General features: G+C 75.5%; 15 protein-coding genes. 12 read left to right on the top strand and 3 right to left on the bottom strand.

All coding sequences use genetic code 11. The features are described from left to right. The first annotated feature begins 124 nt into the window (after positions 1-124). Both WCD58_RS17695 and WCD58_RS17690 read left to right on the top strand, forming a co-directional pair. A complete protein-coding gene (locus WCD58_RS17695; protein WP_337704371.1) occupies positions 125-448 on the top strand; it encodes a YciI family protein in 324 nt (107 codons plus the stop codon). Continuing rightward, on the top strand, positions 445-2382 hold the full coding sequence (locus WCD58_RS17690; RefSeq protein ID WP_337704370.1) for a sigma-70 family RNA polymerase sigma factor: 1938 nt from the start codon (positions 445-447) through the stop codon (positions 2380-2382). Before WCD58_RS17695 ends, WCD58_RS17690 begins: the two co-directional genes overlap by 4 nt. Here WCD58_RS17690 and WCD58_RS17685 read toward each other — a convergent pair whose 3' ends face one another. The 3 genes from WCD58_RS17685 to WCD58_RS17675 all read right to left on the bottom strand — a co-directional run bounded on the left by WCD58_RS17685 (position 2383) and on the right by WCD58_RS17675 (position 6096). Continuing rightward, the gene (locus tag WCD58_RS17685) at positions 2383-3993 is read right to left on the bottom strand and encodes a DHA2 family efflux MFS transporter permease subunit (RefSeq protein WP_337704369.1); all 1611 of its coding nucleotides are present in this window, start codon (positions 3991-3993) and stop codon (positions 2383-2385) included. Between the two features lie 61 nt (positions 3994-4054). Next, positions 4055-4813: an HlyD family secretion protein gene (locus tag WCD58_RS17680; RefSeq protein ID WP_337704368.1), complete on the bottom strand. Its 759-nt coding sequence runs from the start codon at positions 4811-4813 to the stop codon at positions 4055-4057. A 5-nt stretch (positions 4814-4818) separates the two neighbouring features. Continuing rightward, a complete protein-coding gene (locus WCD58_RS17675) occupies positions 4819-6096 on the bottom strand; it encodes an efflux RND transporter periplasmic adaptor subunit (protein WP_337704367.1) in 1278 nt (425 codons plus the stop codon). 283 nt (positions 6097-6379) lie between these two features. On the opposite strand from WCD58_RS17675, the gene menD reads away from it, so the two are divergent. From menD to WCD58_RS17625, 10 genes are all read left to right on the top strand, one after another. Beyond that, complete coding sequence (menD, locus tag WCD58_RS17670; RefSeq protein ID WP_337704366.1) at positions 6380-8107, top strand: 2-succinyl-5-enolpyruvyl-6-hydroxy-3-cyclohexene-1-carboxylic-acid synthase; 1728 nt, start codon at positions 6380-6382, stop codon at positions 8105-8107. Between the two features lie 144 nt (positions 8108-8251). After that, positions 8252-11104: a Na+/H+ antiporter subunit A gene (locus WCD58_RS17665; protein ID WP_337704365.1), complete on the top strand. Its 2853-nt coding sequence runs from the start codon at positions 8252-8254 to the stop codon at positions 11102-11104. Next, positions 11101-11604, top strand: coding sequence for a Na(+)/H(+) antiporter subunit C (locus WCD58_RS17660; protein WP_337704364.1), 504 nt, complete (start codon positions 11101-11103; stop codon positions 11602-11604). Before WCD58_RS17665 ends, WCD58_RS17660 begins: the two co-directional genes overlap by 4 nt. Further along, a complete protein-coding gene (locus WCD58_RS17655) occupies positions 11601-13433 on the top strand; it encodes a Na+/H+ antiporter subunit D (protein WP_337704363.1) in 1833 nt (610 codons plus the stop codon). The genes WCD58_RS17660 and WCD58_RS17655 overlap by 4 nt, the downstream gene beginning before the upstream one ends. Next, entirely contained in the window at positions 13430-14014 is a 585-nt protein-coding gene (locus WCD58_RS17650) for a Na+/H+ antiporter subunit E (protein WP_337704362.1), read from the top strand. Before WCD58_RS17655 ends, WCD58_RS17650 begins: the two co-directional genes overlap by 4 nt. Then, positions 14011-14295, top strand: coding sequence for a monovalent cation/H+ antiporter complex subunit F (locus WCD58_RS17645; protein ID WP_337704361.1), 285 nt, complete (start codon positions 14011-14013; stop codon positions 14293-14295). Before WCD58_RS17650 ends, WCD58_RS17645 begins: the two co-directional genes overlap by 4 nt. Further along, positions 14292-14735 carry a monovalent cation/H(+) antiporter subunit G gene (mnhG, locus tag WCD58_RS17640; RefSeq protein ID WP_337704360.1) on the top strand — a complete coding sequence of 148 codons (444 nt, stop codon included), beginning with the start codon at positions 14292-14294 and terminating at the stop codon, positions 14733-14735. The genes WCD58_RS17645 and mnhG overlap by 4 nt, the downstream gene beginning before the upstream one ends. Positions 14736-14758: 23 nt before the next feature. Continuing rightward, the gene (locus WCD58_RS17635) at positions 14759-15400 is read left to right on the top strand and encodes a DUF3592 domain-containing protein (protein ID WP_337704359.1); all 642 of its coding nucleotides are present in this window, start codon (positions 14759-14761) and stop codon (positions 15398-15400) included. Next, positions 15397-16098, top strand: coding sequence for a demethylmenaquinone methyltransferase (locus WCD58_RS17630; RefSeq protein WP_337704358.1), 702 nt, complete (start codon positions 15397-15399; stop codon positions 16096-16098). The genes WCD58_RS17635 and WCD58_RS17630 overlap by 4 nt, the downstream gene beginning before the upstream one ends. Positions 16099-16343: 245 nt before the next feature. Continuing rightward, positions 16344-17690: a geranylgeranyl reductase family protein gene (locus WCD58_RS17625; protein ID WP_337704357.1), complete on the top strand. Its 1347-nt coding sequence runs from the start codon at positions 16344-16346 to the stop codon at positions 17688-17690. Positions 17691-17727 lie beyond the last annotated feature (37 nt).

Genomic DNA, 17727 nt, shown 5'->3' with positions numbered 1-17727 from the left:
TGGTCGGACTCTCGCCGGGACGTCGTCCGAGCTGATATGACAGGGAACGCGCACCGTTCCCTGTCGTATCGGTCCGATCGACGTGGAGCCGTCAGCACCAGCCACGACGACCGAGGAGATCGAGATGCGCTACCTGATGACCACCGGGCAGAACAGCCGCCGGCCCGACGAGGCCCTGTTCGCCGAGATGGGCGCGTTCATCGAGGAGATGACCGCCGCCGGCATCCTCATCGCGACCGGGGGCCTCGAGCCCGGCGGCGTGAAGATGACCTCGCACGGCGACGAGATCACGGTGACCGACGGCCCCTTCGTCGAGGCCAAGGAGGAGATCCTCGGCTTCGCGCTCGTCGAGGTGTCCTCGCACGAGGAGGCGCTCGAGGTGTCGCGGCGCTTCCGCCGGATCGTCGGTGACGGCGACAGCATCCTGCACCGGGTGATGGGTCCGTGACCTCCCCGCGTGGGGGCGGCGGGGCCGACCTGCCCGCGCGGGTCGACGCGGTCTGGAAGCTCGAGTCCGCGACGATCGTCGCCGCTCTCACGCGGATGGTCCACGACGTTGGCCTGGCCGAGGAGCTCGCGCAGGACGCGCTGGTCGCGGCCCTGGAGCAGTGGCCGGCCGCCGGCGTGCCCGACAACCCCGGCGCCTGGCTGACGTCGGTCGCCAAGCGCCGCGCCGTCGACCACCTGCGCCGCGCCGCCCGGGCCGGGCGCGCCCACGAGGCGCTGGCGCACGACGAGGACGCCCCGGCCGAGGACGCGGGCGACGACGCCGCCGACGTCCTGCGGCTGATGTTCCTGTCGTGCCACCCGGTGCTGCCGACCGAGCAGCGCCTCGCGCTGACCCTGCGGCTGCTCGGCGGGCTGTCCGCCGAGGAGATCGCGCGGGCGTTCCTCGTCGACGAGGCCACGATCGCCCGCCGGATCGCCGAGGCGAAACGCGCGCTCGCCGCGGAGGGCGCCGAGCTCGCGCTGCCCGGCCGCGACGAGCTGGCCGCGCGCCTGTCGTCGGTGCTCGAGGTGGTCTACCTCGTGTTCAACGAGGGCTACGCCGCGACCTCGGGCGACGACCTCCTGCGCCCCGACCTCGCCGGCCAGGCCCTGCGGCTCGGTCACCGCCTCGCCGCGCTCGCCCCCTCCGAGCCCGAGGTGCACGGGCTGCTCGCGCTGATGGAGCTGCAGGCCTCGCGCACCGCGGCGCGCACCGGGCCGTCGGGCGAACCGATCCCGCTGCACGAGCAGGACCGCGGCCGCTGGGACCCGGTCCACGTACGCCGCGGGTTCACCGCGATGCTGCGCGCCCGCGACCTCGGGGGCACCGCCGGCCCCTACGTCCTGCAGGCCGCCATCGCCGTCTGCCACGCCCAGGCGCGGCGCCCGGAGGACACCGACTGGGCCGCCATCGCCGCGCTCTACGACCGGCTCGCCGCGCTGCTGCCCACGCCGGTCGTCGCGCTGAACCGGGCCGTGGCGGTGGCGCGCGCCCGCGGGCCCGCCGAGGGGCTCGCGCTCGTCGAGGCGCTGCGCGACGACCCCCGGCTGCGCGACTACCACCTCGTGCCCGGCGTGCGGGCCGACCTGCTCGCCCGGCTCGGCCGCCACGAGGAGGCGCGCCGGGAGTACGCCCGCGCCGCGGCCCTGACGCGCAACGCCGCCGAGCGCGCCTACCTCGACGCGCGGGCCGCCGACCTGGAGGCGCCACCGGAGGGGCCCACCCTCAAGGACGTCGCCGCGGCGTTCCTGACCGGCCTCGACGCCCCCGCGCGCCGGGCCTACGGCCAGACGCTGCGGCGCCTGCTGCGCGGGCTCGGCGGCACGACCCCGCTCGCCGCGCTCAGCGCCGCCGACGTCGCCCGGGTGCTCACGACCTCCTGGGGCGCGGCCGCGCCCGCCACGTGGAACCGCCACCGCGCCGCCGCCCGGTCGTTCGCGGCGTTCGTCCAGCGCCCCGAGCTCGCCGCGGACCTCGCCCGCCGGGCGACGACGACGTCCCCGGCACCGCCCGTCGACCCGGACCGCGTGGCGGCGCTCTGCGACGACCCGGCGGTCCCGGTGCGCGAGCGCGCGCTGTGGTCGCTGCTGCACGAGTCCGGGGCCCCGGTGCGCGCGGTGCTCGCCCTCGACGTCACCGACCTCGACCGCGACGACCGCAGCACCCACGACCGCGCGGTCACCTGGCGCTCGCGCACCGCCCGTCTGCTGGACGAGCTGCTCGCCGGGCGCACCCGCGGGCCCGTGTTCCTCGCCGACCGCCGCCCCGGCCCCGCCCGCACCGCGGCGGCCGCCGACCGCTGCCCCGACACCGGCCGCATGCGCCTGTCCTACGAGCGCGCCGAGTACCTCTGCAAGCACACCGCGCAGGTCACCCTCGGGCGCCTGGGCTGATCAGGCCTCGGCGACGACCCGCTCGCCGGCGCCCGCCGGCTTCTTGCTGCCGAGCATCAGGGCGAACAGCACCGCCACGGCGCTCAGGCCGGCGGTGATGAGCATGAGGTCGTCGAACGCGGTGGTGAAGACCAGCCCGGTGGCGGCCTGGTCCAGCGAGTAGTTCTGCAGGAGCGCCGCGGTGGCGTCCGGGGACGTCCCGGCGCCCGTCGTGTGCGGACCCTGCGCCCCCATCAGCCCGCCCATGTCGCTCATGCCCTGGGCCCGCTGGCCGGTCATGAGGGCGGTCATGGCGGCGAGCCCCATCGCCGACGACGTCCGCTGGACGAGGTTGTTGAAGGCGCTCGCGCCGCTGGTGTTGGCGGGCGGGACGGCGGAGAGGCCGTTGGTCATGATCGGCATCATCGCCAGGCCGATCCCACCGGCGCGGAAGGCGAGCAGCCACTGCAGGTGGGTGTGCGAGGTCTCGAGCGTGACGTCGCGCAGCATCCAGGTGCCGAGCGCCATCACGGACAGCCCGATGACCGCGGGCCACCGGGCCCCGAAGCGGTCGTAGATCCGCCCGGCGAGCGGCATCATCACCGCCATGACCGCGGCCTGCGGCAGCAGCAGGATCCCGGAGTCGAACGCGCCCATGCCCTGGAACTGCTGCAGGTAGACCGGGATGTAGAAGAGCACGCCGAACAGGCCGATCGAGATGATCGCGATGAGGATCAGCGAGTTGGTGAACGGCCAGAAGCGGAAGACCCGGACGTCGAGCAGCGGGTGGTCGACCTCGAGCTCGATCACCACGAACAGCGCCAGGCACAGCGTCCCGAAGGTCAGCAGGATGAGCACCGGGTAGCTCGTCCAGCCCCAGGTCTCGCCCTCCGAGAGCGCCAGGAGCAGCGAGAACAGGCCGGCGGCGATCGCGAGGAAGCCCGGCAGATCGAACCTCCTGGCCTTGCCGCCCGCGAACCCGGGCAGCAGCGCCACCGCCGCGATCGCGCCCACCACGCCGATCGGGACGTTGATGAAGAAGATCAGCCGCCAGTCGACGTACTCGACGAGGTAGCCGCCGAGGGTCGGCCCGACCGCCGGGGCGACGATGATCCCCAGGCCGTACATCCCCATGGCCGCGCCGATCCGCTCGCGCGGCACGATCCGGTAGACCATCGACAGCGCGACCACCGGGATCACCCCGCCCGGGATCGCCTGCAGGATCCGGAACGCGATCATGCTGTTGAGGTCCCACGCCAGCCCGCAGAGCGCGGAGCCGGCGGCGAACCCGATCAGCGACAGGATGTAGGCCCGGTTGAGGCCGATCTTCTCCCCGAGCCACGCGCTGGCCGGGACGATCACGCCGAGCGCGAGCGAGTAGGACGTCGCGACCCACTGGATGTCCTCGGTGGTCGCGCCGAAGTCCTTCTGCATCGCGGGGATCGCGACGTTGACGATGCTGACGTCCAGCACCGACATGAACATGCCGACGACCAGGACGATCAGCGACACCACCCAGGGCCCGGAGGACGCGGGCGGCGGCGGTGCGGGTGCGGCCGCCGGCGGGGGCGCCGCGGGCGCACGCGCGGCGGCGGGCGGCGCCTGCTGCTCAGCGGGCGCCTCGGTGGTCATCGGCGGATTCTCGCACCCCGACCGGGCGCGAGACGACCGTCAAGAGAAGCAAAAGGCCTGGTCAAGGCCGCGCCCCGTCCCTGCTGATGTCCGCGGTGACGTTCATGCCGGGGATCAGGTCGAGGCCGCGGGGGTCGTCGATGCTGATCTTCACAGGGATCACCTGGGTGACCTTCTGGAAGTTCCCGGAGCTGTTCGCCTGCGGCAGCGGGGAGAAGACGCCCGAGGCGCCGTTCTGGATCTCGCGGACCGACCCGGTGAGCGCGACGTCGGGGTAGGCGTCCACGCTGATGTCGACGGGCGCGCCGACGCGCACCTGGTCGATGTCGGTCTCGTCCACGCGGGCGGTGACGGTCAGGTCGGACATGTCGTAGGCGATCGCGAGCTGGGTGCCCGCGGTGACGAACGCGCCGTCGGTGGTGTCGTCCACGGCGACGGTCCCGGCGGCGGGCGCGCGGATGGTCAGCTGCGGCTGCACGTAGGCGCCCTGGAGCTGCACGCGGCCGACGGGCTCGTCGCGGCGCAGCACGGTGCCCTGCGTCGCCGACCAGCCCACGAGGGTCCCCGCGGCGGGGGCGACGATCGGGATCTGCGTGCCGTCGATCTGCGCGTTGTCGGTGGAGACGTAGCGGCTCGAGACCACGACGTAGCTCACGGCGAACGCGATGACGGCGAGCACGGCGACGACCGCGATGACGATCAGCGCGATCCGCGTGGAGCGCTTGAGGGGCCGCCGTCGCGTGGACGGCTCCTCCGCGGGAGCGGCGGTCGCGACCGGCCCGGTGCTGGGGTCGTCGTGTCCGTCGGACTCGTCCGGCACGGGGCTCACCTCCCTCCGGTGACGAGGACCTGCTGGTGGTCCTGGAGGCCGCCGAGGACCTGGGTGCGGTCGGTGCCGACGAGCCCGGCGGCGAAGCGCGTCGTCTGCTGGCGCCCGCCCGGTTCGACGACGACGACCGACGTCGAGCCGCCCTGCCGGCGCACGGCGGTGTTGGGGACGGTGAGCGACCCGTCGACCTGCCCGGTCACCACCGACGCCCGCGCCGTCTGCCCCTCGCGCAGGCGGAGGTCGCCGCCGGTCAGCGCGACCGTGACGTAGTAGTTGACGACGTTCGAGATCGCCGCGCCCGCCGGCGCGACGGCCTGCACGGTGCCGGCCAGCGTGGCGTCGGGGATCGCGTCCACGGTGACGTCGACGCGCTGGCCGACGGCGATCGCGGCCGCGTCCGCCTCCTGGAACGGCACGACCACCTGCAGCGCGGAGGCGTCGTCGAGGACGAGGAACTGCGCGCCGCCGGGACGGGCCGGGGTCGCGCCGGCCGCCGCCCCCGCCGCGCCCGTGGCGGCGCTCGCCGCGGGGGCGCCCGGGATGGCGGCGTCCCCGCCCGGTGCCTGCGCGGTCGTGCCCGAGCTCGCCGCGACGAACTCCCCGACGGCGCCGTTGAGGGCGGTGACGACGCCGTCGGCGGGCGCCTTCAGCGTGGTGTTGGTCAGGTTCTGGCGGGCAGTGCGGACCCCGGCGCGGGCGCCGTCGACCGCGGCCTGCGCGGCGTCGAGCGTGTGCGGGCGCTGCGCCTCGGCGGCGTCGAGGCTGTTCTGCGCCTGCACGACGCCCTGGCGCGCCTGCTCGACCTGGAGCTGCCCGGCGGCCGACCCGGCGCCGCCCGCGGACGCCGCCTGCGCGCCGGCCGCCGGGGCGGCGGCGGGCTGGTTCGCCACGCGCTCGGTGGCGTCCAGGATGCGCTGGGCCTGGTCGAGCGCGGCCTCGGCGCCGCCGACCGACGTCGAGTCCTCGGCCTGCTCGAGGTTGGCCTCCGCCGAGTCCAGCTGGGCCTGGGCCTGCCGCAGGGCCTGGCGGGCGGCGAAGTCGTCGAGCGTGGCGAGGACCTGGCCGCGCGTGACGCGGTCGCCGACGTCGACCTTCACCGACGTCAGCTGCCCGCCCTGCGGGAAGCCGACGTTCGTCTGGCCCGCCGACACCGACCCGACGGCCGAGACCGAGGTGCTCACCGACCCGCGCTCGACCGCCGCGGTGCGCGGGGCGGCCTGCGGCGAGGCCCCGCACCCGGCGAGGAGGACGCCCGCGGCGGTGAGGCCCAGCACGCCGAGCCCGACCGCGCGGCCTGGAGAACGTCTGACCGGCACCGCATCCCCCTGCTGGTTGGTACATACAACTATCGCGCAGCATGACACGGACGGGGGAACAATTCTAACGGAGCATGCCGTGCCGACCGAGCGGAGCAGCGGACGACGCCCGTTCCGCCCACTCGTTCGGCGGCATAGCTGTCACTCTGGGTGCTAGTGACCGGTTTGCGAGCTGATCAGGGGCCGGGATCACCCCCCGGTCGTCGGGTGCCGGGCCGTCGGCGCCCCTACCGTGGAGTGCGTGTTCCCCTCGACCGCGCAGGCCCACGTCGTCGTCGACGAGTGGGTGCGGGCCGGGGTGACCGACGCGGTCGCGTGCCCGGGCTCCCGCAACGCCCCGCTGCTCGTCGCCCTCGACGCCGCCGACCGTGACGGCCGCCTGCGCCTGCACGTCCGCGTCGACGAGCGCGGCGCGGGCTTCCTCGCGGTGGGCCTGGGCACGGTCACCGGGCGCGTCGTCCCCGTCGTCGTGACCTCCGGGACGGCCGTCGCGAACCTGCACCCGGCGGTCCTCGAGGCCTCGCGGGCCGGGGTCGGGATGCTCGTGGTCAGCGCCGACCGCCCGGTCGAGCTCGTGGACAGCGGGGCGAACCAGACGATCGACCAGGCGGGCCTGTTCGGCGAGGCCGCCCGGGCCTCGATCGTCATGCCGCTCGCCGAGGACCGGCACGGCGCCGCGCGCACCTGGCGCGCGGTCGTGGCCCGCGCGCTCGACCGCGCGGCCGGCACCAGCGGCGGCGACCCGGGTCCGGTCCAGCTCAACGTCCCGCTGCGCGAGCCGCTGCTCGACCCCGCCGACGACGCCCCCGGCGAGCCCGACCCCGCGCTCGCCGGCCGCGCCGACGCGGCGCCGTGGACGCGCACGATCGCCGCGCCGCCGTCGTCCGTGCTCGCCCCCCTGCCGCTGCGCGCCGGCGCCCGCACGCTGGTCGTCGCGGGGTTCGGCGGCGACACGGTGCCCGCCGGGACCCGCCTGCCCGACGGGGTGCCGGTGCTCGCCGAACCGACGTCGCCGCTGTGGTCGGACCCGGCCGGCGGCCGCGCGCTGCACGCGGGCACCTGGGTGCTGCCCGCCGCGCTCGACGGCCTGCGTGACGACCTGCGCCCCGAGCAGGTCGTGGTCCTGGGCCGCCCGACCCTGCACCGCTCGGTGTCGCGGCTGCTCGCCGACCCGGGGATCGAGGTGCTGGCCGTGCCCGCGGTCGCCCCGACCGGCCGGCGGCCGCGCCCGGGCTGGACCGACGTCGCCGGCGCCGTCTCCGCGGTCGGCGCGCTGCCCGACCCGGACGACTGGAAGCCCGACCTCACCTTCGCCCGCGCATGGGGCGAGGCGTCCGACCGGGCCGCTGCGGTGATCGGCGAGGACCCGGGGGCGGGCGGCCCCGCGCTCGCCGCCGCCACCGTCGCCGCGCTCCCGTCGGGGGCGCACCTCGTGGTCGGCTCGTCCGCCCCGATCCGCGACGTCGCGCTGGCCGCCACCCCGCGCGCCGACGTCACCCTGCACTCGGCGCGCGGCGTCTCCGGCATCGACGGCGGCGTCTCGCTGGCCGTCGGCGTCGCGCTCGGCCACCGCGGGCCCACGTACGCGCTGCTCGGCGACCTCACGTTCCTGCACGACACGAACGGCCTGCTCGTCGGGCCCGACGAGCCGCAGGGCGAGCTGACCGTCGTCGTCGCCAACGACGACGGCGGCGGCATCTTCACCACCCTCGAGCAGGGCGCCCCGCGCTACGCCGCGGCGTTCGAGCGCGTGTTCGGCACGCCGCACGGCACCGACCTCGCCTCGCTCTGCGCCGCCCACCACGTGCCCCACCGGCGCGCCACGCCCGACGAGCTCTCCGACGCCCTGGCGCCGACGGGTCGTCCGGGCACCCGGGTGGTCGAGGTGGAGATCGACCGCACCACCCGCCGCGCGGCGGGGGAGCAGACCGCCGCGGCCGTCCGCGAGGCGCTGGGCACGGCCGAGTAGCCGTCCGTGTGATCCCCGGGTGAACCCGAGGAGTGACCCTGTCGTCTCCGCACGCGGTCACCACGGGGGATCAGGAAGGATGGCGCCGCCCCGGGGGCGACCGGGGCGCAGACGGGACGGATCGACGAAGGGAGCGCGGCGGGCGTGCTGGTGCTGGTCGTGGCGCACGCGGTGGCGGCGCTGGCCGCGCCCGCGCTCGTGCGGGTCCTCGACCGCCGGGCGTTCGCCGTCCTGGCGCTGGTGCCGGCCGCGGCGTTCGCGTGGATCCTCGTCCGACTCCCCGACGTCCTCGCCGGGCAGGTGCCCACCGAGGTCGTCCCGTGGATCCCGTCGCTGGGCGTCTCCCTGGCGCTGCGCCTCGACGCGCTCGCCGCCACGTTCTCCCTGCTCGTCACCGGTGTCGGCGCGCTCGTGCTCGTCTACTGCACGCGCTACTTCGGCGCCGGGGCGCGCGGGCTCGGGCGCTTCGCCGGGGTGCTGACGGCCTTCGCCGGCGCGATGCTCGCGCTCGTCTGGTCCGACGACGTCTTCGTGCTCTACGTGTGCTGGGAGCTCACGACCGTCTTCTCGTTCCTGCTCGTCGGCCACGACGCCCACAAGCGGGCGAGCCGTGCCGCGGCGGTGCAGGCGCTCGTCGTCACCGCGGCGGGCGGGCTGACGATGCTCGTCGGGCTCGTGATCCTCTCCCAGGCCGCCGCGACGACGCGCGTGTCCGACCTGGTCACCTACTTCGCCGCCGGCGCCCCCACCTCGGCCGCGATCGGGGCCGGCGTGGTGTGCGTGCTGGTGGGCGCGATCACCAAGTCCGCGCTCGTCCCGTTCCACTTCTGGCTGCCCTCGGCGATGGCCGCGCCGACGCCGGTCAGCGCCTACCTGCACGCCGCGGCCATGGTGAAGGCCGGCGTCTACCTCGTCATGCGCCTCGCGCCCGGGCTCGCCGACGTCGAGCCGTGGCGCCCGCTCGTCGCCGCCCTCGCGGTCACCACGATGCTGCTCGGCGGCATCCAGGCGCTGCGCCAGCACGACCTCAAGCTGGTGCTGGCGCACGGCACCGTCTCCCAGCTCGGGTTCATGGTGCTGCTCGCCGGGGCCGGCACCCGGGACGCCGCCCTGGCCGCGGCGGGCCTGGTGGTCGGGCACGCGATGTTCAAGGCCTGCCTGTTCCTCGTGGTCGGCGTGATCGACCGCCGCGCCGGGACGCGGGACCTGCGCGAGCTGTCGGGGCTCGGCCGGCGCGCGCCGGTGCTGGCCACCGCGGGGATCCTCGGCGCCGCGTCGATGGCCGGGCTCCCGCCGCTGCTGGGCTTCGTCACCAAGGAGGGCGCCTTCGAGGCCTTCCTGCACGACGCCTACGGCCCCGCCGCCGTGCCGCTGCTCGCGCTGGTGGTGCTGGGGTCGGTGCTCACCGTCGCCTACAGCACGCGGTTCGTGTGGGGCGCGTTCTGGCGCAAGCCGGGGGTCGACGAGGTCGCCTGGCAGGCGCCGGGCCCGCTCTTCGCCGCCTCGCCGGTGGTGCTGGGCGTCGGCGGCCTCGTGGCGGGTCTCGGCGTGGCCGGGCTCGCCCCGCTGCTCGTCGCCTACGCCGACACGCTGCCGGCGAGCTACCCCGCGCTGCTCGAGCTGACCGTGATCCCGTCGATCGGGATGGCGCTCGGGCTCTCGGTGCTCGCCGTCGTCCTCGGCTTCCTCGTGGGCCTGCCGCCGGTCAGCGCGCGGCTCACCGCTCGCCACCCGCTCGCCCGGGTGCGCGCCGAGATCACCTGGCGCGGCGTGGTGCACGCGCTGGAGAACACCTCGCTGCGGGTCACGGCGCTCACCCAGCGCGGCTCGCTGCCCTGGATCCTCACGACCGTCTTCGCGGTGCTCGTGCTGGGCCCGGGGCTCGCGCTGCTCCTGGCCGCCGACCTCGGCGAGGTGCGCGTCGACCGCCTCGTCGACTCCCCGTTCCAGCTGCTCGCGGCGGTCATCGGCGCCGCCTGCGCGATCACCGCCACGCGCGTGCGGCGCCGGCTCGGCGCGGTGCTCGTGGTCGGCGGGCTCGGCTACGCGATCGCCCTGATCTTCGCGCTGGCCGGGGCGCCCGACGTCGCGCTGACCCAGGCGCTGGTCGAGACGGCCACGCTCGTCGTCGTCGTGCTCGTGCTGCGCACGCTGCCCCGGGACATCGCCGACCGGAACACCGGGCGCCAGCGGGTGCGCCGCCTGCTCGTGGCGGTGCCCGTCGGGCTGCTCATGACCGGGCTCGGCGCGGTCGCGCTCGCCGCGCGCCGTGCCCCGCCGGTGTCGGCGGCCTACCCCGCGCAGGCCTACGACTTCGGCGAGGGCCAGAACGTCGTCAACGTGACCCTGGTCGACATCCGCGCCTGGGACACGATGGGCGAGCTCTCGGTCATCGTCGCCGCCGCCACCGGGGTCGCGAGCCTCGTCTTCCTCTCGCGCCGCTCCGGCGCGCCGCCCCGGGCCGACGCCCAGCCGGCGGTCACGCCGTCGACGCGCGCCGGGGGCTGGCTGCGCTCGGCCCGCAGCGGCGACGGCGACCGCGTCCTGCTCCTCGAGGTGATCACCCGCCTCGTCTTCCCGACGATGATGGTCGTCTCGCTGTACTTCCTGTTCGCCGGCCACAACGCGCCGGGCGGCGGGTTCGCCGGCGGCCTCGTGGCGGGCCTCGCGCTCGTCGTGCGGTACGTCGCGGGCGGGCGCTACGAGCTCGGGGAGGCGGTGCCCGTCGACGCGGGCCTGCTGCTCGGGCTCGGCCTGTTGTGTGCGGGCGGCACCGGTGTCGGCGCCCTGCTCCTCGGCGGCGAGGTCCTGCAGACCGCCGTGCTGGAGTTCGACGTCCCGGTGCTCGGCACCGTCAAGTTCGTGACGTCGCTGATCTTCGACGTCGGCGTCTACCTCATCGTCGTCGGGCTCGTGCTCGACGTCCTGCGCAGCCTCGGCGCCGAGCTCGACCGGCGCCGGACCTCCGCCCTCCGACGTGAGGAGGTCCCCTCGTGACCTCGCCCATCGTCCTGCTCGCGCTCGTCGGGGTGCTCTACACCGCGGGCGTCTACCTGATCCTCGAGCGCAGCCTGACCCGCGTGCTGCTCGGCATCCTCGTGCTCGGCAACGCCACCAACGTGCTCGTCGTCGTGGCCGGCGGGCGCGCCGGCGACCCGCCGCTGGTCGGCAGCTTCCCCGAGGAGGCGATGAGCGACGCGCTGGTGCAGGCGCTCGTGCTGACCGCGATCGTCATCACGCTCGGCGTCACGGCGTTCCTGCTCTCGCTCATCCACCGCGCCTGGACCCTCGAGCGCGAGGACGACCTCACCGAGGACGTCGAGGACCGCTCGATCCGGCGCCGCCTCGCGCGCGGCGAGCAGGAGGACGAGGAGGAGCTCGACACCACCGGGTGCGAGAACACCTCGGACACCGACCCCGACGACACCGAGTCGGTGCCCGACCCGGCGCCCGCCACCGCGGGCAGCGGCTCCGGGCACGGGGAGGTGCCGCGGTGAACCCCGGGTCCAGCCTGCTCGCGACCCTGATCCCGCTGCCCGCGCTGCTGCCGCTGCTCGGGGCGGGCCTCACGCTGGTGCTCTCGCGGCGACCGACGCTGCAGCGCGCCATCAGCGTCGCGGTGCTCGCGGCCGTGGTGGTCATCGCGGCGTTCCTGCTCGTCGCGGCGGTGCAGACCGGGCCGATCGTCGTCACCGTCGGGTCGTGGCCGGTGCCGCTGGGCATCACGCTGGTCGTCGACCCGCTGTCGGCGCTGATGCTGTTGACGTCGATGTCGGTGACGCTCGCGGTGCTCGTCTACGCGATCGGCCAGGGTGTCTACGACCGCGACGAGGCCACCCCGATCACGATCTTCCACCCGACCTACCTGGTGCTCGCCGCGGGCGTGGCCAACGCCTTCCTCTCGGGGGACCTGTTCAACCTCTACGTGGGGTTCGAGGTCCTCCTGATGGCGAGCTACGTGCTGCTGACCCTCGGCGGCAGCCGCTCGCGGGTGCGCGCCGGCGTCGTCTACATGGTCGTCAACGTGGTGTCCTCGTTGATCTTCCTGGTCGGCATCGCCCTGGTCTACGCCGCGGTGGGGACGCTGAACCTCGCCCAGATCTCGACGCGCATGGAGCAGGTCCCGGGCGGCACGGCGCTGGCGATCCACCTCGTGCTGCTCACCGCGTTCGGCATCAAGGCGGCGGTGTTCCCGCTGTCGGCCTGGCTGCCCGACAGCTACCCGACCGCCGCGGCGCCGGTGACCGCGGTGTTCGCCGGCCTGCTCACCAAGGTCGGCGTCTACTCGATCATCCGGACCGAGACGCTGCTCTTCCCCGGCTCCGACGTGACCCACACGATCCTGCTCGTGGCCGCCGGGCTGACCATGATCGTCGGCGCGCTCGGTGCCATCGCGCAGGCCGACATCAAACGTGTCCTGTCGTTCACCCTGGTCAGCCACATCGGCTACATGATCTTCGGGCTGGCGCTCGCGACACCGCTCGGCGTCGCCGGCGCGGTGTTCTACGTCGTCCACCACATCACCGTGCAGGCCACGCTGTTCTGCGTCGTCGGGCTGATCGAGGGCGTCGGGGGGTCGACGTCGGTCACCCGGCTCGGCGGGCTGATGAAGGCGTCGCCGCTGCTCGCGATCCTGTGGTTCGTGCCCGCGATCAACCTCGGCGGCATCCCGCCGCTGTCGGGGTTCATCGGCAAGCTGGGGCTCGTGCAGGCCGGCGTCGCCGACGGCTCGGCGCTGGCGTGGACCCTCGTCGTCGTCTCGGTGCTGACGAGCCTGCTCACGCTGTACGCGGTGACGAAGGTGTGGGTGCTGGCGTTCTGGCGCCCGGCCGACCAGATCCCCGTCCCCGACGTGTCGGACCGCGACGTGGAGGACGAGGACGAGGAGTCCGACGGCGACGCGCACGAGGTCGGCGAGGTGCGCGAGCACGCGACCGTGTCCGCCGGGGGCGGCCTGGCCGGGGTGCCGGCGCCGCGCTCGGGGACGCTCACCGGCGTGCGGCCCGGGACGGCGCGGGGCATCGCGCGCCAGGAGACCAACTCCGGCGCCGAGGTCGACTGGCCGGTGGCCCGGCTGACCCCGACCGAGGGCGCCCCGGTGTTCACCGGCCGGTTCCTCGGCGACCCGAACGACCACGTGTCCTCGCGCCTGCCGCGGGTGATGGCCGGCGCGACCGGGGCGCTCGTCGCGCTCGGGCTGGTGCTGACGTTCGCCGCGGGCCCGCTGTACGCGGTCGCCGACCAGGCCGCCGACGACCTCGTCGCCCGCACCCCCTACGTGCAGGCCGTCTTCGCCCAGACCGTGGACGACCGGGTCGCGCGATGAGCGGCCCCGACGGCGCGCCGCGCCCGACCCCGCCCGACACCGCCGGCGTGCTGCGCCGCGCCGTGCCCGTCGTGTGGCTCGTGCTGGTGTGGGTCCTGCTGTGGGGCACGTTCTCGTGGGCGAACGTGCTCGGCGGGCTCGTGGTGGCCCTCGTGGTGCTCGCGGTGTTCCCGCTGCCGGCGGCCCCCGGGCGCGGGTGGCTGCACCCCGGCGCGGCGCTGCGGCTGGTCGGCCGGTTCGTCGTCGACATCGTGGTCTCGAGCCTGCAGGTGGCGTGGCAGTCGCTGCAGTCGGTGCTCCCGGGCCGACCGATCCGCAGCTCCGTGGTGGCGGTGCAGCTCGCGTCGTCGTCGGAGTTCGTCATGGCGATGATCGTCGAGATGCTCTCGCTGGTGCCGGGCAGCGTGGTGATCGAGGCCCGCCCCGAGCGGCGCACGATCTACGCGCACGTGCTCGGCGCCGACGACGACGCGGCGGTCGCGGCGTTCCGGGCCCAGGTCGCGCGGCTCGAGGCGGACCTCGTCGCCGCGCTGGGCCGTCCCGCGGCCCCCGCCGCGCGAGCCGCGGAGGAGGGATCGTGACCGGCCTGCCCGCCCTGCTCGACGGCGTCCTCGTCGTCTCCCTCGTCCTGCTCGGGCTCTCCGCGGTGCTCGTCGTGGTGCGGCTGCTGCGCGGGCCGTCGGGGCTCGACCGGCTCGTCGCGCTCGACGTCCTGGTCGCCGAGTTCCTCTGCGGGCTGGTCGCCTACGCCGCGCTCACCGGCAACTCCGCGCTCGTGCCCGTGGTGGTGGCGATCAGCCTCGTCGGCTTCCTCGGCTCGACGACGGTCGCGCGGTTCGTGCGGCGGGGGACCGACCGGTGAGCGCCGGCAGCGAGGACGGCCTCGCGATCACGCTCGACGCCGTCGGCACGGTGTCGATCGTGCTCGGGGTGCTGCTGACCCTCGTCGCCTCGGTCGGCCTGCTGTCCCTGCCCGACGTGCTCAGCCGGATGCACGCGGCCACGAAGCCCCAGGTCGTGGGACTGCTGCTCGTGGTGATCGGCGGTGCGCTGCACCTGCGCGACAGCGTCGACGTGTGGATGCTCGTGCTCGTCGGGGCGTTCCAGCTCGTCACCGCGCCGGTCACCGCGCACGTGGTGGGCCGGCTCGCGCACCGCGGCGACGGGGTGCGCCGCGACCTGCTCCATGTCGACGAGCTCCGGGACTCCCCGGACCTCGCCGACCCCGGCCCGGACCGCCCCGAGCCGGAGGGCCCCGACCTGCCCTCGGACGCCCCGAGCGGGCGGACGGAGGGGTCGTGAGGGGCGTCCCTAGAATCGGCGCGGTGACCTGGTTGCGCGAGCTCGTGCGGCGGGCCCGTGCGCGGGTCGCGCCGTTCCTCGCCGACGCCCTCGCGCTGATCCGCCCCGCGGGCCGGCGGGCGCCGGAGATCGTGGTCGTCGTCGGCGTCGTGGTGAGCGTGCTGCTCGCGCTCGTGCTCGTCGGCGCCGCCCGCAACGACGCCTCCATCGACGCCGCGCGGGGTGCGGCCGTCGCCGAGGTGCTCGAGGGCGGCTCGCGGCCCCACGTCTACGTCCGCTTCACCACCGTCGAGGGCGCGGTGCTCACCCCCGAGAAGGGCGTGTTCTACCCGCGCGGGCTCGAGCCGGGCCAGCTCGTGGAGGTCGAGTACGACCGCACCGACCCCGAGCTCGTGCGCGTCGCCGGCCGCACCTGGACCGAGGGCCTCGTGCCCGTGCTGCTCGGCCTCGTCGTGCTGTGGGCCGTCGTGGGCCCGTCGGCGTGGGCGCTCGCGCGGGCGCGCCGCCGGCGCCGCGAGGCCGCGCTGGCCGCCGCGCGGTGGCGTCAGTCCGTCGGTGCCGGGTCCGCCGACCCCGCCGATCCCGCCGGTGCCGTCGCTTCCGACACTTCTGACGACGAGCGCGAGGACGGCGAGCCGGAGATGGCCGGGGCGGGCAAGCGGTGAGCCGCGCCGACCTCGACCGTGACCCGTCCGCGGTGGCGCGCATGTTCGACGGGGTCGCGGCGCGCTACGACCTCACCAACACCGTGCTCTCGTTCGCCCAGGACGTCCGCTGGCGCCGGGCCACCCGCGCGGCGCTCGCCGTCGGGCCCGGCGACACCGTGCTCGACGTCGCCGCGGGCACCGGGGTGTCGACCGTCGAGCTCGCCCGCACCGGCGCGCGCTGCCTGGCCACCGACTTCTCGCTCGGCATGCTGCGCACCGGCCGCGCGCGGCCCGCGACCGCCGGCCTGCCCTTCGTCGCCGCGGACGCCCTGCACCTCCCGGTGCCCGACGCCTCCGTCGACGCCGTGGTCATCTCCTTCGGCCTGCGCAACACCGTCGACCCGGACGCCGCCCTCGCCGAGTTCGCCCGCGTCACCCGCCCCGGCGGCACGCTCGCGGTCTGCGAGTTCTCGCGGCCGACCTGGGGCCCGTTCCGCCGGATCTACACCGACTACCTCATGCGCGCGCTGCCCCGCGTGGCGACGGCGGTGAGCTCGAACCCCGACGCGTACGTCTACCTCGCGGAGTCCATCCGCGCCTGGCCCGACCAGGCCGCCCTCGCGCAGCGCATCGCCGCCGCCGGCTGGCGTTCGGTCGCCTGGCGCGACCTCTCCGGCGGCATCGTCGCCCTCCACACGGCCACCAGGCCCTCGTAGGCGGCTGAGGTTCGTCAGCGTGGCGGCCACGCTGACGTTGAACGTCAGGGAAGCCCCCACGATCACTGCGAATCCGAGCCGGCGGATTTCCTGACACCTGTCGTCAGCCATTCGCCTTCGGCGCGGCAGCTGACCTGTTGACCACGCGGAACGGATCCAAACCACCCTCGGCGGGCGATCTCGCCTCTCGATCCCTACACTCCCGGGCGACGCTAGTGAACGGATTCACAAGGAGCCAGGTCGCCGTGTCCGCCACCACCGGAGCGCGCCGCAGCCCCGACAGCGACGCCGACGTCGTGGTCGTGGGTGCCGGTCCCGCAGGCTCCACGGTCGCGACGTACCTGGCGCGCGCCGGCCTCGACGTCCTCGTGCTCGAGAAGGCCACCTTCCCGCGCGAGAAGGTCTGCGGCGACGGGGTCACGCCGCGCGGGGTGAAGCAGCTCGTCGACCTGGGTGTCGACACCCGCGAGGAGGCCGGCTGGCGACACCAGCGCGGCCTGCGCGTGGTGGGCGGCGGCGCGAGCGTCGAGCTCGACTGGCCCGAGCTCGCCCACTACCCCGCCTACGGCCTCGTGCGCCCGCGCCGCGATTTCGACCAGATGCTCGCCGACCACGCCCGCGCCGCCGGCGCCCGCGTCGAGGAGGGCGTCTCGGTCACCGGCGTGACGCGCGACGAGCGCACCGGGCGCGTCACGGGCGTGGAGGTCCGCCGCGGCCCCGAGCGCACGCCCGCGCAGCACCGGGCCCCCCTCGTGGTCGCCTGCGACGGCGTCGGCGCCCGCACCGCGCTGAGCCTGGGCATCGCCAAGCGCGACGACCGCCCGCTCGGCGTCGCCGTCCGCCGCTACTACACGAGTCCGCGCCACGACGACGACTACCTCGAGACCCACCTGGGCCTGCACGATCGCCCGGGTGTCGGCAGCGACCTCCACGGCGGCTACGGCTGGATCTTCGGGATGGGCGACGGCACCGCGAACGTGGGCCTCGGCGTCCTCGCGACCCAGCAGAGCGACAAGCGCGACTACCGCGCGATGCTGCGCTCCTGGCTCGACGGCCTGCCCGCGGAGTGGGGCCTGCGCGAGGAGAACGCCACCGGCCCGATCGGCGGCGCCGCGCTGCCGATGGGCCTGAGCCGCACCCCGGTGTACCGCGACGGGCTCGTGCTCGTCGGCGACGCCGGCGGGATGGTCAACCCGTTCAGCGGCGAGGGCATCGCCTACGCGCTGCAGTCCGCGGCGCTCGCCGCCGAGTGCGTCGTGCAGGCCATGGCGCGCCCGGAGGGACCGGGCCGCGAGCGGGCCCTGGGCGCCTACCCCGCGGCGGTGCGCCAGGAGCTCGGCCGCTACTACCGCGTCGGCAACCGCGCCGCGGGCGCGCTGGGCCGGCCGCGGTTCATGCACCACGCCCTGCGCGTCGGGCTGCCGCGGCGCCGCGTGATGCGCGCCGCCCTCAAGCTCTTCGCGGGCCTGACCGACGGACGGGACGGGGACGCGGCCGACCGCGTGCTCGAGCTGGCCCTCCGCCTGGTCCCCCCGCTGGACGACGCCCCCGACCGGAAGGGGGAGTCCCCGGCGGCCCGACGAGCCGCCTGAGCACCACGGGTTAGGTCGCCCTCATCGCCGGACGACG

It is taken from the genome of Actinomycetospora flava, from assembly GCF_037400335.1.
Classification (GTDB): Bacteria; Actinomycetota; Actinomycetes; order Mycobacteriales; family Pseudonocardiaceae; genus Actinomycetospora; species Actinomycetospora flava.
Note: the sequence above shows the minus strand (reverse complement) of the source record. Positions and strands in the feature narration are given on the sequence as shown.